General features: G+C 63.3%; 11 protein-coding genes. 5 read left to right on the forward strand and 6 right to left on the reverse strand.

Annotated elements, in window-relative coordinates; genetic code table 11:
• Positions 1 to 85 precede the first annotated feature (85 nt).
• Positions 86 to 505 carry a hypothetical protein gene (locus FO488_RS17625; protein ID WP_149211759.1) on the forward strand — a complete coding sequence of 140 codons (420 nt, stop codon included), beginning with the start codon at positions 86 to 88 and terminating at the stop codon, positions 503 to 505.
• 63 nt (positions 506 to 568) lie between these two features.
• On the opposite strand, the gene FO488_RS17630 is transcribed toward FO488_RS17625, so the two are convergent.
• Together FO488_RS17630 and FO488_RS17635 are read right to left on the reverse strand one after the other, a co-directional pair.
• Positions 569 to 3,727: an efflux RND transporter permease subunit gene (locus FO488_RS17630; protein ID WP_149211760.1), complete on the reverse strand. Its 3,159-nt coding sequence runs from the start codon at positions 3,725 to 3,727 to the stop codon at positions 569 to 571.
• A 16-nt stretch (positions 3,728 to 3,743) separates the two neighbouring features.
• Entirely contained in the window at positions 3,744 to 5,141 is a 1,398-nt protein-coding gene (locus FO488_RS17635; RefSeq protein ID WP_168206091.1) for an efflux RND transporter periplasmic adaptor subunit, read from the reverse strand.
• A gap of 286 nt (positions 5,142 to 5,427) precedes the next feature.
• On the opposite strand from FO488_RS17635, the gene FO488_RS17640 reads away from it, so the two are divergent.
• The 3 genes from FO488_RS17640 to hypA all read left to right on the forward strand — a co-directional run bounded on the left by FO488_RS17640 (position 5,428) and on the right by hypA (position 6,635).
• The gene (locus tag FO488_RS17640) at positions 5,428 to 5,763 is read left to right on the forward strand and encodes a cytochrome C (protein ID WP_149211762.1); all 336 of its coding nucleotides are present in this window, start codon (positions 5,428 to 5,430) and stop codon (positions 5,761 to 5,763) included.
• Positions 5,764 to 5,957: 194 nt separating this feature from the next.
• Positions 5,958 to 6,164, forward strand: coding sequence for a hypothetical protein (locus tag FO488_RS17645; protein WP_149211763.1), 207 nt, complete (start codon positions 5,958 to 5,960; stop codon positions 6,162 to 6,164).
• A 135-nt stretch (positions 6,165 to 6,299) separates the two neighbouring features.
• Positions 6,300 to 6,635, forward strand: coding sequence for a hydrogenase maturation nickel metallochaperone HypA (hypA, locus tag FO488_RS17650; protein WP_149211764.1), 336 nt, complete (start codon positions 6,300 to 6,302; stop codon positions 6,633 to 6,635).
• Positions 6,636 to 6,830: 195 nt separating this feature from the next.
• On the opposite strand, the gene FO488_RS17655 is transcribed toward hypA, so the two are convergent.
• Together FO488_RS17655 and FO488_RS17660 are read right to left on the reverse strand one after the other, a co-directional pair.
• Positions 6,831 to 8,684, reverse strand: coding sequence for a phosphoenolpyruvate carboxykinase (GTP) (locus FO488_RS17655; protein WP_149211765.1), 1,854 nt, complete (start codon positions 8,682 to 8,684; stop codon positions 6,831 to 6,833).
• Between the two features lie 462 nt (positions 8,685 to 9,146).
• Positions 9,147 to 11,108, reverse strand: a complete 1,962-nt coding sequence (locus FO488_RS17660) for an ABC-F family ATP-binding cassette domain-containing protein (protein WP_149211766.1) — start codon at positions 11,106 to 11,108, stop codon at positions 9,147 to 9,149.
• A 331-nt stretch (positions 11,109 to 11,439) separates the two neighbouring features.
• On the opposite strand from FO488_RS17660, the gene FO488_RS17665 reads away from it, so the two are divergent.
• Positions 11,440 to 12,699, forward strand: a complete 1,260-nt coding sequence (locus FO488_RS17665) for an EAL and HDOD domain-containing protein (protein WP_149211767.1) — start codon at positions 11,440 to 11,442, stop codon at positions 12,697 to 12,699.
• Between the two features lie 9 nt (positions 12,700 to 12,708).
• Here FO488_RS17665 and FO488_RS17670 read toward each other — a convergent pair whose 3' ends face one another.
• Both FO488_RS17670 and FO488_RS17675 read right to left on the reverse strand, forming a co-directional pair.
• Complete coding sequence (locus FO488_RS17670; RefSeq protein ID WP_149211768.1) at positions 12,709 to 13,236, reverse strand: O-acetyl-ADP-ribose deacetylase; 528 nt, start codon at positions 13,234 to 13,236, stop codon at positions 12,709 to 12,711.
• Positions 13,237 to 13,410: 174 nt separating this feature from the next.
• Positions 13,411 to 16,422, reverse strand: coding sequence for an ATP-binding protein (locus tag FO488_RS17675; RefSeq protein WP_205743300.1), 3,012 nt, complete (start codon positions 16,420 to 16,422; stop codon positions 13,411 to 13,413).
• Between the last annotated feature and the right edge of the window lie 118 nt (positions 16,423 to 16,540).

Genomic DNA, 16,540 nt, shown 5'->3' on the forward strand with positions numbered 1-16,540 from the left:
GGGCTGCTGCAGATGATGACGGCGGGCCATCGGCCCGCCGTCATCTCGCCACCATAATCGTATCAGGGATTTGACAGGTGACACCATGACCATAAGCGGGCGTATCTATCGCAAAGCAGGGCTCTTCGTGGCAGGCTGCCTGATGGCCGGAGTGTGCGGCTGCTCGGGCAAGGCCGACCTTACCGGGAAGTGGGGAGGGAAGATGACGCTGCCGGAAACCGGCAAATCCCTGAGCGACCTGGAATTCGACCTTACCCAGAAGGGGGGAGAGATCCACGGCACCATGAACTTTACCAAGGTGGACGGCGGCAAGGTCAAGCTGAAGGGCACCCGGAACGGCGACGAACTGAAATTTACCACGGAACACAAACGGGGCCTTACGATCGGCTTTACCGGGACCGTGAAAAGCGGTTCCCGGGTCAACGGCAGCGCCATCCTTGCCTATTCCGACCCGAAGGTGCCGGTCAAGCAGGATGCCGTCACCCTGGAGCTGACAAAGAAATAGTCGGGAAGCCCACACAAGCGATCACGAGCGCCCGGTGCCACATGCCCGGGCGTTCGTGCCTTTTCATGTCCGGCGCTCCGCCCCGGAGCGGCTCGGCCGGAGCCTGCCGCGCCGAAGGTCGCGCTGTTTCATGATGACGAAGATGACCGGGGTCATGATCAGCACATGAATGGCCGAGGTGATCATGCCGCCGATCATGGGCGCGGCGATGGGACGCATCACGTCGGCGCCGGCGCCGGCGGACCACATGAGCGGCGCCAGGCCGAGCAGCGCCACCGCCACGGTCATCAACTTGGGACGCAGCCGCAGGACCGCCCCCTCGCAGGTGGCGTCAACGATATCCTGGGCGGTAACCGCCCCCTGGCGGAGCTTGCGGTCCAGGGCCTCGTGCAGGTAGAGGACCATGACCACGCCGGTCTCCACCGCGATGCCGTACAGCGCAATGAAGCCGACCCACACCGCCACCGAGAGGTGATAGTGCAGCAGGTACAGCAGGTATACGCCCCCCACCAGCGCGAACGGCACCGAGAGCATGACCATGCCCGCCTCCAGGGCCGATGAAAAGGTGAAATAGAGCAGCACGAAGATGATCAGAAGACCCAGGGGGACCATGATCTGCAGCCGCTCCCGGGCGCGGAGCTGGTTTTCCCATTGGCCCGACCAGGCGATGGAATACCCGGGGGGGAGGTTGATCTGCCGGTTCAGGGCCTGTTTGGCCTCCTGGACAAAGCCCCCCATGTCCCTGCCCCGCACGTTGAGGAAGACCAGCGAACGGAGCATGCCCCCTTCGCTGCCGATCTCGGGCGGACCGGAGCGGGTAGTGATCCGGCTCACCAGGGAGAGCGGCACCGGGGTGCCGTCCGCTCCCGCCACCAGGATACGGGGGATAGCCTCCAGGGCATCCCGCTGGTCGCGGTTGTAACGGACCCTGATGGGGAAACGTCCCCTGCCGCCCCCCATCCCCATGGCCTCCGAGATCATCCCGCCGCCGAGCGCCGTTTCGATCACGTCCTGCACATCCTGTACCTGGACCCCGTAGCGGGCCGCAGCCAGGCGATCCACGGTTATGTCCAGGTAGCCCCCCCCGGTGGTCCGCTCGGCCACCACATCGGCCGCGCCGGGAATCCGCTTGAGGACCGCCTCGGCCTGTATGGCCAGGTCCCTCAGCACGTTCAGGTCGCTGCCGTAGATCTTTACCCCCAGATCGGTGCGGACCCCGGTGGAGAGCATGTTGATGCGGTTGATGATCGGCTGGGTCCAGCCGTTGCGCACGCCGGTCTGCTGCAGCTTGCCGTCCAGTTCGGCCACGATGTCGTCTTTCGTGACGCCGGGGCGCCACAACTCCCGCGGCTTGAGGATGATGATGGATTCGAACATAGAAACCGGCGCCGGGTCGGTGGCGGTCTCCGCCCGCCCCACCTTGCCCAGGACCGAGGCGACCTCCGGCTGCCCCTTGATGACGGCGTCCTGCACCTGGATCAGGCGCTTCGCTTCGGTGATGGAGATCGTGGGAAGCGTGACCGGCATATAGAGCAGCGATCCCTCGTCCAGGTTGGGCATGAACTCGCTGCCGAGGGAGAAGAACAGCGGGATGGCCGCCAGAAGCGCGGCGGCATTGAGGGCGATGACCGTCTTCTTGCGGTGAAGCGCCCAGCGGATGACCGGGCCATACAGCCGGATGAAGAACGACGAGACCGGATTGGCGCTTTCAGGGGACATCCTGCCCCGCAGCAGCAGACACATGAGGACCGGCACCAGGGTTATGGCGCAGATGCCCGATGCCAGCATGGTGAAGGTCTTGGTGAACGCGAGCGGGTGGAAGAGCTTTCCCTCCTGCCCCTCCAGGAGAAAGACCGGCACGAACGAGAGGATGATGATCGCCAGGGAGAAGCAGATCGCCCTGCCCACCTGGCACGATGAAGAGACGACGACCTCCAGCCGGCGTTGTTTTCGCTCCTCGGGCGGCAGTTCCGCCAGGCGGCGGTAGCCGTTCTCCACCATGATGACCCCGGCGTCCACCAGGACCCCGATGGCGATGGCGATCCCCCCCAGGGACATGATGTTGGAACTGACGCCCATGAGCTTCATGGGGATAAAGGCGCAGATGACCGCCACCGGCAGGGTCAGGATGATGACCAGTGCGCTCCGCAGGTGCAGGAGGAAGAGCAGCACGACCAGCGCCACGACCAGCGATTCTTCCCCCAAGGCCCTCTTCAGGGTGGCAACGGCCCTGTCGATCAATTCCGAGCGGTCATAGGCCGTGACGATCTCGACCCCCTGGGGGAGTCCCTTGTGCAGGGAGGCGATCTTTTCCTTGACCCGCTGGATGACCTGGGCGGCGTTCTCGCCGTAGCGCATGACGATAATGCCGCCCACCGCCTCGCCCTCGCCGTTCAGGTCGAGCAGTCCGCGGCGGAACGCCCCTCCCGTCTGGACGGTCCCCAGATTCCTGACCAGGACCGGGATGCCGTTGTGATCGGTCGTAACCGGGGTATCCCCGATGTCCCCGACCGATGCGGCGGCACCTTTCCCCTGGATGATGAATTCGGCGTTGGCCTGCTCCACGACCCGGCCGCCGGCCTCCCCGTTGGACCGTTTGAGCGCCCTGATCACATCAGCCGTGGTGACACCATAGGTGAAGAGCCTTTTGGGGTCCAACTCCACCTGGTATTCCCGCACGAAACCGCCGATGGAGGCGACCTCCGCAACGCCCTGGACCGTGCCGAGCTGATAGCGCACGAACCAGTCCTGCAGGGTGCGCAACTGTTCCAGGGTGTACCCGCTGGCGCGCAGGGTGTACCAGAACACATGGCCGACGCCCGTGCCCTCGGGACCGATCCGGGGGGCGACGCCGGGGGGGAGGAAGGAAGAGGCGTAGGCGAGGCGTTCCATGACCCGTGCCCTGGCCCAATAGATATCGGCCTGGTCGTCGAAGATGACGTAGATCATGGAAAACCCGAAGGCGGAGGAGGCCCGTACCGCCTTGACCCGGGAAAGGCCCTGAAGGTTGGTCGCCAGCGGGTAGGTAACCTGGTCTTCCACCACCTGGGGGGAGCGGCCGGGGAAATCGGTGAAGACGATCACCTGATTGTCCGACAGGTCGGGGATGGCGTCGATCGGGGTGGTGCGGAACGACCAGAGGCCCCAGCCGATGAGAGCGGCAAAGCCGAGCAGGACGATGATGCGGTTTTGTGCCGAAAACGCTATAATTCGTTCGATCATACCGTCTCGTGCTCCGTCAGCGCCGTTTGGGCTGCGTCATGTCCTGCGATGTTCCGGCAGGGGACGATGGCGCCATATCCATATCCCCCATGTCCATGTCGCCCCCTGGGCCGGCCGGATGTTTCCCGCTCGCCGGCGGGGCGCCGCGCTGCGGGGAGGAAACGGCCGGCCCGGCGGGGATCTGCCGGCCGCCCGGCTTGAGCTGGGCCTCCGAATCGATCAGAAAGGCCCCGTTGACGGCCACGGCATCGTCCTTCTGCAAACCGGCCAGAATCTGGACATCGCTGCGATAGCGTACGCCGACGCCGACCTCGCGGGGAACGAAGACCCCCTGCTTCACCTGCACCCAGACCAGGTTCCGGTCGCCGGTGTTCACCACCGCTTCGGCAGGCACCGCCAGGCCGGTGCCCAGGGGAACCTGGACCGTTGCGTTGACCACCATCTCCGGCTTGAGCAGGAGCTGCCGGTTGTCCACCGCCACCCGCACCCGGTTTGTCCTGCTCTTCGGGTTGAGGAAAGGATAGATGTAGGTGATGCGGCCAATGAACTCTCGGGAGGGGTAGGAGCGGCTGGAGAGCGCTACCTGCTGGCCCGGCTTGAGAAAAGGAAACTCGTCTTCGTACACGTCCAGCTCGCCCCAGACCCGGGAGAGGTCGGCGACGCTGAACAGGGGGTCGCCCGCCTTGACGTACTGCCCCTCCTGCACATTCTTCTCCGTGACGACCCCATCCATGGGGGGATAGACCGGAATACGCACCGCCGGCCGGGAGGTCTTCTCGAGCTCCCTGAATTGGGCGTCCCCAAAGCCCAGCTGGACAAGGCGGAGCCGGGCCCGGTACAGCGGCGATGCTCCGTCCCGGAGCAGGGGCGCCCGCTCCTCCCGGCCCTTCGCCAAAAGCAGCGTGAGGTACTCTTCCTCGGCGCCGGCGAGTTCGGGAGAAAACAGTTCGGCAACGGGCTGCCCCCTGGCCACGCGCATGCCGACCATGGAGGCATGGAGCTTCTCGATCCGCCCCGCGCTCCATGCCGAGACCTTCGCCTGGCGGGTCTGGTCGTAATTGATGATCCCCGCCGCTTCGATGGCTTTGAAGAGCGGCTTGTACAGGACCTTCGCCACCTCGAGGTTCGCCATCACCTGTTGCGCCGGCGAGAGATAGACGTGCTCCTTGAGGTTCAGGTCCCGCACGTCCCCCTTCCCCGCGACCTTGGGCACCAGTTCCATATTGCAGATGGGGCAGGTTCCCGGACGGTCCTTGACGACGAAAGGGTGCATGGGGCAGGTATACTCGTGCGCTTGCCTTGCCGCCGCCGTTGCAGGCGGTGCCTGATGGCCGCGCCGAAGGAGAAGGAGTGAGGCGGCGACAAGCGACAGCAGTACGACGAAAAGCACTATCCGCTTTGTGGTGACGGCCATGGCTCGGGCTCCCGTCGCTGGTGTGGAACTGGGGAAACGATGCGGCGTCCGCCCTTCCGGGCGGCAACGACGATGTATCTTACCATAGCGCCGTCGAATTACAACCAAAGCCAACTCCCGGACGACAAACGGCGCACCCCGCAGGTCCATGCCGATCGTGCCGATGGGCAGGCCCCCCATGTCATGGTGCATCGTGTCCGCTTTTATGTTTTTTGCGCCGAAATGACTTGCACAGGCGCCGATCAGAGGGTAAGCTTTACCGTCAACCCTTGCGAGGAGCTTCGTCATGAAATATTTCGGTGTCTTTGTTGCGGCGACCCTTGGTCTGGCCCTCAGCGGTTGCGCCATGTTCACCTCCTGGAAGAGCATCCCGCCGCCCGGCGGCTGCGACCAGTGCCACACGCTGGCCATCTCCGCCAATTGGCAGGTCACCTACCGACCGGCCGTGGTGTCTGATGAGCGGGGCCGGCCATATTTCCAGACGCCGGAATACAACCTCCCCCAACAGGGCAAACAGCAATCACCCCTCGACACGAAGAAGGTCGAGGAGATGGCATGTTTCGATTGCCACAAATCGCCGACCCCGGCGCATCAGGGGCGCAAGGGACGCTTTCACCATTGATTCCCGCCGCCCACGGGCACGGCTTCCCGCAAGCGGCTTTGTTTGTGCTCTAATTATTTTTTCTAAAAAAATAGCTCAAGTTACACAAAAAAATATTGACATAGATTTTTTTGCGAGTATATTTCGTGTTTGATTTTCAAAACCATGCGCATTGCGTTCAAATGGTGAATTCTAAGAGAAAGAGGTGACACACAATGAAAAAACTGATCTCCCTGACGCTGGTACTGGCCCTTGCTACCGTTTTTGCTGCCGGCTGCAAGAAAAAAACGGAAGAAGCTCCGGCTCCGGCTCCGGCTCCGGCCGCTGCTCCTGCCCCGGCTCCCGAGCAGAAGCCGATGTCTTCCGCTAAAGCTGCTCCGGCTGCTGAAGCCCCCAAGGCTCCTGAAGCTCCCAAGAAGTAATTCCGCTTTCCCTGTTGTGGATTGCACAAGCCTGCGGGGTAACCCGCAGGCTTTTTTTATGTCCACAACCAAAGTTCGAGCATCACCAAATGCGGCGCACCTGGCGCACGCGCTTCCCGGAGGAGACAAACCGCCATGCACGAGATGTCCATAACCCAGGGAATCATCGATATCTGCGAACGGCACGCCGGCGGCCGGCGCGTACTCTCATTGGACGTGGAGATCGGGGAGTTGAGCAGCGTGGTCCCCGAAGCGGTGGAGTTCTGTTTTGAGGCATGCAGCCGCGGCACCCTGCTGGAGGGGGCGCGCCTGAACATCCTGCGCATCCCGGGCCGGGGACATTGCCTGGATTGCGGAACGGACACGCCGCTCACCGCGGCCTTCGGCTCGTGCAGTCGCTGCGGCGGCTATCGGGTCACCGTCGAAACAGGAGAAGAGATGCGGGTCCGGGAAATCGAGGTGGATGAATGAAGGGGGGGCGCTGCCGGACGGAGCGCCCCTTTTTGCGGCATCAGCCATAGCGGCCAACCGGATTGCACGACGGCGGCCACGTCCCGCAAAAGCAGAAAAGGCCGGGCCGAAATCAGTGTCGCCACGATTTCGGCCCGGCCTTTTGTTAATCCCCCTGGCCCATTGTCACCTATAAGACCAGGGTACATCCCGTCCCTATTCGTTCCACCCTTCGGAGTGGGCTTCGCCGATCTGCTCCCAGTGCTCGGGAGAACGCCACAGGCTGGAGAGGATCAGCTCGCGGATATGGAGGAACTCCTTGGGCAGACGGTCGTACATCTTGACGAACAGCTCCTCGTGGGAGAGGACCTCGTTCTGCCAGACCCCCCGGTCAACCGACATGAGCTCGTTGAACTTCTCGCGGGTCATGTCCAGCCCTTCCCAGTCCATGTCCTCGTAGCGGGGCATCCAGCCCAGGGGAGACTCGACGGCGCCGCCCTTGCCCTGAACCCGCTCGACGATCCACTTCAACACCCGCATGTTGTCGCCGTAGCCGGGCCAGATGAACTTGCCGTTGGCATCCTTGCGGAACCAGTTGACGCTGAAGATGCGCGGCGGACGGGGAATGCTGCGGCCGAACTGCAGCCAGTGGGCGAAGTAGTCGGCCATGTGGTAGCCGCAGAACGGAAGCATGGCAAAGGGATCGCGGCGCACGTTGCCCGTGGCGCCGACCGCTGCCGCCGTGGTTTCAGAGCCGAGGGTGGCGGCGAGATAGACGCCGTAGTTCCAGTTGAACGCCTGGTAGACCAGCGGCACGGTATCCTTGCGGCGGCCGCCGAAAATGAAGGCGCTCATGGGCACCCCTTTGGGGTTTTCCCACTCCGGGTCGATGCAGGGGCACTGGGAGGCCGGGGCGGTGAAACGGGCGTTGGGATGGGCCGCCGGACGGCCGCAGCCGGGCGTCCATTCCTTACCCTGCCAGTCGGTGAGCTTTGCCGGCGGCTCGTCGCTCATCCCCTCCCACCACACGTCGCCGTCCTCGGTCAGGGCTACGTTGGTGAAGATGGAATTCTTCTCGCAGGAGATCATGGCGTTGGGGTTGGTCTTGTAGTTGGTGCCGGGGGCCACGCCGAAATAGCCGAATTCCGGGTTGATGGCGTAGACCTGCCCGTCGGCGGCCGGCTTGATCCAGGCGATGTCGTCGCCGATGGTGGTTATTTTCCACCCCTTCTCCTGGAACGGCTTGGGAGGGATGAGCATGGCGAAGTTGGTCTTGCCGCAGGCGCTGGGGAAGGCGGCGCCCACGTAGGTTTTGTCACCTTTCGGCGATTCCACGCCGAGGATCAGCATGTGCTCGGCCAGCCACCCCTCATCCTTGCCCTGTTTGGAAGCGATGCGCAGGGCGAGGCACTTCTTGCCCAGAAGGGCGTTGCCGCCGTAGCCGCTGCCGAAGGACCAGATGGACCGTTCTTCCGGGAAGTGGACGATGTACTTTTCCTTGTTGCACGGCCAGGGGACATCCTGCTGGCCCGGCTGAAGCGGTGCGCCCACGGAATGGAGGCAGGGGACGAACTCGCCGTTGCCGAGTACGTCCAGGACGGCCTTGCCCATGCGGGTCATGATGCGCATGCTGACGGCAACGTAGGGAGAGTCGGAGATCTCGATCCCGATCTTGGAGATGGGGGAGCCGAGCGGACCCATGCTGAAGGGGATGATATACATGGTGCGCCCCTTCATGCACCCCTTGAAGAGCTTCTGCAGGGTTTCCTTCATCTCCTTGGGGGGCATCCAGTTGTTGGTGGGGCCTGCATCCTGTTTGGAAAGGCTGCAGATAAAGGTGCGGTCCTCGACCCGGGCCACGTCGATCGGGTCCGACCAGGCGAGATAGCTGTTGGGGCGCTTCTGCTCATTCAGCTTGCGGAAGGTGCCTGATTTGACCAGCAGGTTGCAGAGTTCGTCGTACTCCTCCTGGGAGCCGTCACACCAATGTATCCTTTCGGGCTCGCACAGGGCGGCGGCCTCTTCGACCCATTTCAGCAGCTTCTCATTTTTGGGGACCTCATAACTCATACCACTTCCTCCTCATGTCGTTAAGTTTCATACCTAAAACCGAAAAGAATCCTGGTCACGATAGGCACTATGACTATGCTGGCGATGCTTATGCGGCGGGAACGGCACCAGGAAGAAGGGCGGGCAAAACCAGCCCTGCCGGGCTGGTTGGAGCAACTGGCCGGATGTGATGAGAACCTTTTTCGGGCCTGCTTTCGACCCGTGACGACAGGTAAACACCGTTGAATTTTGCTGTCCTGCTTCCCCATGCAACAACATAAAAAATTTATCTGTAGTAAATACCACAGGGATTATCAAAATGCAAAAGCGTTTTACTAAATAAACGTCCCTGGGGGCAAATACGGTTCCGCCGGACGAAACTGCCGGAAGTCCCTTTCCATGGTCCACCAGGACGCGAAGAGGGGTCCCAACCGGTTTTAGGCAGAATAAAGGGGCCCAGCCGCGACCGTACCGGCCGGCGCCTTACCCCGACAGCCCCTCCCATTCCCCGTACAACTCCTCCAGCCGGATATTCAGTGCGGCGTGGCGTTCGCCCGCCTCGGCGCCCCGCTGCGGGTCGTCGAAGAAGCCGGGGCCGTTCATCTCCACCTCCAGGCGGGCGATTTCGGCCTCGGCGCGGGCAATCTCCGACTCCACGGCGGCCAACTGTTTCTGGCGCCCCTGTTCCTCCCGCTTGCGCTGTTTTTCCTCCTCGCGACCCCTCTTGCGTTCTTCCTTGGATACCTCCGGCAGCGGCAGCGGTGCAGCTTCGGCAGGGGCGGCCGGCCGGGACGCCGCAGGGGACGCCCCGGTGGCACCGGATGCCGGGGTGGGCATCGGATCGGACCGCTCCTTCTTTTCCCGATAATACTCGTAATCGCCGAAATAGTTGACCAGCGCCCCGCCATCCACCTCCACGATGCGGGTTGCCAGGCCGTTGACGAAATAGCGGTCGTGGGAGACAAATACCACCGTGCCGTCGAAGGAGCGGAGGGCGTCCAGCAGCACCTCCTTGCTGAACAGGTCCAGATGGTTGGTGGGTTCGTCCATCAGCAGCAGGTTGGACGGGCGCAGCAGCATCTTGGCCAGGGCCAGGCGGTTGCGCTCGCCGCCGGAGAGGACGCCGACCTTCTTGTGGATGTCGTCCCCCGAAAAGAGAAAGGCCCCCAGGATGTCACGCAACCGGGGGACCATGTCGTAGGGGGCGTCGGCATAGAGTTCGTCGTAGGCGCTACGTGCGGCATCCAGAACGCTGGCCTGGTCCTGGGCGAAGTAATCCATGACAAGGTTGTGTCCCTCGATCCGCTCGCCCCCCTGGAATTCGGCACCGGCCAGGACCGACATGAGGGTGGATTTGCCGGCGCCGTTATGACCCACCAGCGCGATCCGCTCCCCCTTTTCGATGACCAGGTCCACCCGGTCGAGGACCGCATGGTCGCCGTAGGCCTTGGTGAGTCCCCGCAGCTCCATGACGGTCTTGCCGCTTTTGGGGGCGGGGGGGAAGTGAAAACGTATCCTTTTCCGCTCCGGCGGCAGCACGATCCGTTCGACCCTCTCCAACTGCTTGATGCGCGACTGCACCAGCGAGGCCTTGTTGGCCTGATAGCGGAAGCGGCGGATAAAGTCCTCGGACTTCTCGATCTCCTCGTCCTGACGGCGTTTGGCCTCCCGCAGGGCCGTGACCCGTTCCTCCCGCTGGACGAGGTAATTGGAGTAGCTGCAATGATAATCGGTGATGGTGTGGTTCCAGACCTCGCTGATCCGGCTGCAGACCCGGTCCATGAAGAACCGGTCGTGGGACACCAGGATCACCGAGCCGGGGTAGGAACAGAGGTACTCCTCCAGCCAGTTGCGCGCCTCGATGTCCAGGTGGTTGGTCGGTTCGTCCAAAAGCAGCACGTCCGGTTTCTGCAAGAGCAGGCGGGCCAGCGCGATGCGCATCTGCCAGCCGCCGGAAAACTCGCCGCAGTCCCGCTGCCAGTCCTCCTGGGAAAACCCCAGCCCCTTCAGCACTGTCCCGATCTCGGCCTCCATGGTGTAGCCACCCCGATGGCGGAACTGTTCCTGGAGATCCCCATAACGCTGAAGGGCCGCGGGGTGGTCGGCGGAATCATGGGGGAGCCGCTCCAGTTCCCGTCCCAGGCGGTGCAACTCCTCCTCCATGGCCAAAAGTTCGGAAAGTGCCGTCCGCGCTTCATGGAACAGGGTGCGCCCGCTGGTGGCGATGCCGTCCTGGGGCAGATAGGCCGCCTTGGCGCCCCGGGCAAGCTGGATCTCGCCCGAGGTGGGCTCGCTGAGTCCTGCGATGATCTTCATCAGGGTGGATTTGCCGGCGCCGTTCTCGCCGACCAGGGCGACCCGCTCCCCCTTCTTCAGGTGCCAGGAGATGGCGGTGAAGAGCGGGTTGCCGGCAAAGTCCTTGGAGATATTCATGAGCTGAAGCATGCCCCTGTTGTAACACAACAGGGGTACCGTCGGCAAGCGACCCGCATGGTCCGCGGACATATTCCCGGGAACGGTCCTTCGCTCCGGCAAAATATGCGCCACAGAGGGGGCTTGGCGACGATCCGCCGTTTGGCGAATGGACCGGGACTGCACAAACCCCGGCATTATCTCCCTGTCCCCGTGGCGCCGTGGCCCGGCAGCCGTTGCCGGGCTGAATTTTACATTCGCATTCTTGACCGCAGGATGATAGAGTGTAACATCCTTTCGTCCGTGTGCGGGCGGAACAATCGGCAACCATTCAATACATTGCGCTTCAGACGCAGAGCCAGCCATGAACGCACCGACACTGACAAAATTCTTTCTGGGGCGCCAGCCGGTCCTGGACATCCGCCAGGAGATTGTGGGATACGAGCTCCTCTTCCGTTCCACCGAGAAAAATTACAGCGAATACGAAAGCCAGGACCAGGCCAGCATGAGCGTCATCTCCAGCGCCATGGCCAACTTCGGCTTCCGCAACGTGCTGGGGGACAAGGACGGCTTCATCAACGTCACCCACGATGTGCTCTTCTCGGATATGGTCGAAGTCCTCCCCCCCAGGCAGACCATCCTGGAACTGCTCGAGTCGGTGGAACTGACCGGCGCGGTCAAGGAGCGCTGCGTCGAACTCAAGGCCAAGAACTTCCGCATCGCCCTGGACGACCATGTCTATTCCCCGGAGCACCACGACCTGTATCGCTTCGTGGACATCGTGAAGATCGACCTCCTGGAGACCGATCCCGCCATCCTGGCGGAGACCGTCGCCGCGCTCCGCCAGTTCCCCCTCGCGCTCCTGGCGGAGCGGATAGAAACCCAGGAGCAGTTCCAGGACTGCCTCGAACTGGGCTTTGAGCTCTTCCAGGGGTACTTCTTCGAACGGCCGGTGGTACTCAAGCGCAAAGGGCTCGAACCATCCAAAATGGCGATGCTGCGGCTGCTTGGCCACCTCAAGGGCGAAACGGATTTCGGCAAGATCGAGGAGGTGTTCAGGGACCACCCGGAATTGTCGTACAACCTGCTGAAGCTGGTCAACTCGGTGCACATGGGGCTTCGGGAGAAGATCAAGAGCCTGCGGCACGCCATTATGCTGCTCGGGCTCGGCAAGCTGCGGCGCTGGGTTCAACTGGCAATCTTTGCCAGTGCCGACAGCCGGGGGATCGACAACCCCCTGCTGGAGATGGCCGCCGTTCGGGGACGTCTGCTGGAGTATCTGGTCATGGAGCGTTACAACCTCCCACGGGACGACGAGCAGGTGGAGGCGGCCTTCATGCTCGGCATCCTGTCACTGGTGGATGTGCTCTTCGAAACCTCCGTGGAGGGGGTGGTGCGCGAGTTGCAGCTGAACGACGAAATCGCCGCGGCGCTCATCCACCGCGAGGGAAGGCTGGGGGCACTCCTGGCCCTGGCGGAGACCCTTGAGCAGACCAATTTCGGCGAAGTCACCAACCTGACCGAAACCTGCGACATCCCCATCGCCACCCTGTTGACCGCCCAGTTGGACGCCTTCAACTGGCGGACCAGCATCTCGGAAGACAACAAGGAAACGTCCCACTAGCCTCCCCTCTCACCCCGCCTCCCGTTTCAGGGCAGCGGCCGCCTGCCGGTAGACCTGAAGCGCCTCGTCGTTATACACGACGAAGACGACCCGCTCCAGCGCGGGATAACATGCCGCGGCTTCTTGTGCCGCGGCCAGCGCGATCAGGGCCGCAGCCCCCATGGGATAGCCGTACACCCCGCAGCTGATGGCCGGAAACGCGATGCTCGCCAGGCCGTTCTTCGCGGCCAGCGCAAAACAGCTCCGATAGGCGCTCCGCAGAAGTTCCGGCTCTCCCCGGGTGCCGCCGTGCCAGACCGGGCCAACGGTATGAATGACGTGGCGCGCAGCCAACCGGTAGCCTCCCGTAATCTTGGCGTCGCCGGTCTCGCATCCCCCCAGGCCGGCGCATTCCGCCACCAGTTCCGGCCCCGCCGCCCGATGGATGGCGCCATCCACCCCGCCGCCTCCCAGCAGGGTGTTGTTGGCGGCGTTGACGATGGCGTCCACGGCCATGCGCGTGATATCTTCCCGTATGATCTCGATTCGTGGGTTCATGGCCTTGCCTCCGGAAGGCGGGATATGGCTGCCGGTTCAAATATACCACACCCGCCCCGCGATGGGTGGCGATGCTCTCGAATATCTTCAGTGAAGTGGCGCGGCAATAGATACCGCAACCTCACCCCATGAAAAACGATGGTTCATCGGTGCGGAAGCCGCAACAGGGCGCCGTCACCGCAGTGCCTGCCTGACCCGTTCGAGAAAGCGCTCCGCCGTGAACGGCTTCTGGAGAAAATCGATCCCTTCCTCGAGCGTCCCGTCGTGCACGAAGGGCTCGTTGGCGTAGCCGGAGATATACAGCACCCTGAGCTCGGGCAGGGATTCGTGCAGATAACCGTACAGGTCCTTGCCGTTCATCTCCGGCATGACCACATCGGTTACCAGCAGGTCGATGGCCGCGCCGTTCCGCCGGGCAAGCTCCCGGGCCGCGGCGGGATGGCCCGCCACGAGCACGCGGTAGCCCGCCGATTCCAGCAGTTCCACCGCCATCTCCCGGACCATGTCGTTGTCCTCCACAACCATGATGTTCCCGCCCCCCGGCGCGCCGCCGGCCGCCGCAACGTCCGGTTCCGGTTCCGTTATGGCCGGCTCATGGCGGCTGAGGGGGAGGTAGAGGCAAAAGGTCGTCCCCTCCCCGCGGCCGCTTCGCACGGTGATGTATCCCTCGTGCTGCTTGATGATGCCGTAGACCGTGGCCAGGCCGAGCCCGGTTCCATGCCCCACCTGCTTGGTGGTGAAGAAGGGCTCGAAGATGTGTACCAGGGTTTCGTCATCCATGCCGCAGCCATTGTCGCTGAAGGCCAGCAGGGCGTAAGGGCCGGGCCGCATGCCGGGGTGCAGGCGGGCATACTCGTTGTCAAGCACCACATGGCCGGTTTCCACGGTAATCGTGCCGTTCCCCGTGATGGCGTCCTGGGCATTGACCGCCAGATTGAGCAGGACCTGCTCTATCTGCCCACGGTCCGCCAGGATGGCGACCGTGCCCGGTGCCAGGCGGATCTTGATGGCGATGCTCTCCCGGATGGTGCGGCGCAGGATGTCCTGGAACGTGCCGATAATCCCGTTCAGGTCCACCGGCTGGATCGTGAGCATCTGCTTGCGCCCGAAGCTGAGAAGCTGCTGGGTCAGATCCCGCGCCTTGCACGCCGCCGAGATGATCCCCTGGACCTTGCTCCTCAGGGGATCGTCACTGGCCAGCTTGTTCCGCATCATCTCGGCATAGACCAGTATGGGGGTCAGGAGGTTGTTGAAATCATGGGCGATCCCGCCGGCCAATTGCCCGATGGCCTCGATCTTCTGCACATGGCGCAACTGCACCTCGAGATGGTTCCTCCGCTCCTCGACCCTGAAGCGTCCGATGGCAATGCTGGCGAGATGTGCGGCGGTCTCGATCATCTGGATCTCGAACCGGTCCGGTGTCCGGGGCTCACGGCAGTAGAGGGCGACGGCACCGAGCAGTTCGTCCTCCGACGAAAGGACCGGCTCGGCCCAGCAGGCGCGCAGACCCGCCTCCCGGGCAGGCTGGAAATCCCGCCACGAGGGATGCACACCCACATCCTCCACGATCATCCGCCGGTACCGCCGGCCATCCGTCCCGCCGGGCAGCAGCCACTGGCCGGCCCGCCGCCCCTCGACCGCCCGGTTGTAGAATTCGGGGAGGCTCGGGGCGACGCCCTGGTGCACCTGCTGGCCGTCTTCGTCCAAAAGGAGTATGGAACAGGGTATCCCCCGGCACTCCTGTTCCACAAACCCGACGATGTGGAGGAGGAGTTCCGCCAGGCCGACACCGGTCGCCATCTCCTCCAGGATGCGCAGCCTGGCATGCTCGCGCAGGTCGTTGCGTTTGCGCTCGCTGATATCCCTGACGATGCTGAGGACCAGGCTCCGCCCTGCGTCCGTCATGGTCCGCGCATGGATTTCCACCGGCAGGACCGTCCCCCCCTTGGCACGGTAAACCGACTCGAAGACCGCTTCTCCCCGTTCCAGGACCGTGGCGGCGCCGGCAGCCGCAGAGGCTACGCATTCGGGCGTCTGCAGGTCGCGGAGATTCTTGCCCAGCAATTCGCCCTGGGTATAGCCGGTCATGTGGCACAGGGTCGTATTGACGTGCAGCAGGCGCCCCTCGCGATCCGTCAACAGGATGGCGTCGTTGGCGGCATCGACCTGCGCCGCCTTGAGCCGGACCTGCTCCTGCTCCTCCCGCAGGGACTTCTGCGCCGCCTGCAGGCGGTCCAGGTGGTTCAGCAGCAGGTGCATCAGCAAGAGGATGGCGAGGCTGAGGCCGGCCAGGACGGTTGTCTGCAAAACGGCTTTCTGCCGCCAGGAGTCCAGGAAGTCGTTCTGGTGCAGGGAGACCACCGCCACAACGGGAAAGCGGGAGATTCTGTGGTATGAAATGATGCGCGGGGACGTATCCCGCGGGCTCTGATAGCCGCGGAAGGTTCCGGCCGGGGCATGGGGGAGGTACCGCCGGAAGAGGTCGGATTGCCGAAAGTCGGTCGTATATGCGTTTTGAGCAAAGGGCTCATTCACCAGCGGCGCCCCGTCGGTCCGGACCAGGAGCACCTTGCCCCGCGGGCCGAGGCTCGTCGAGGTATAGAAGCGGTGGAAATAGTCGATCTCGAAGGCTGCCGCCACCAACCCCGAAAAGCTGCCGTCCGCCGCAACGAGCGGCCGGGTCATGGTGAACCGCCAGCGGTTGCTCAGCCGGCTCACGAGGGGGCGGCTGAAGAAGAGGCCGGCGTGGGTGGCGTCCCTGTTGAAGAGATAATACTCCCGGTCGGCGACGTTGATCTGCCGGGAAGGGAATTCCAGGGAATTGACCGTCATCGTTCCGTTGCGGTCGACGATGAAGAGCGCCCCGAGCTGGGGGGTGTCGCTTCCCTGCCGCCTGATGATGCGGAACAGGGTCAGCCGATCGACCCTGTCCACCCCGCCACGCTGCTCGATCTCGCCGACGATATCCTGCAGGGCGCGATCCGCCTCGGCAAAGGCGCTGCCGGCGTGCTCGCCGAGGGCGCGGGCGTACCCCTCGGACTGCTTTTCGGCAGCACCGATGATGGCGTGGCGTTCGGAAACCATGTGCCAGGCCGAAATGCCGATGACAACCAGCAACAGCAGCCCGACGACAAGCCTGACGCGTGTTTTGAACTGGGTGGTGGTAAGCGCGGGTCGCTGCCTCAACTGCCTCACGGGGGTGCTCCAGGTCGTATTATTACCTAATTCCAATAATGCAAATTTTGTATACTAACGCAAACTCGCATCGGCTGCCAGCAATAAAAGCCTTGTCGGAACACCCCCG

This window comes from Geobacter sp. FeAm09 (assembly GCF_008330225.1).
GTDB lineage: Bacteria > Desulfobacterota > Desulfuromonadia > Geobacterales > Pseudopelobacteraceae > Oryzomonas.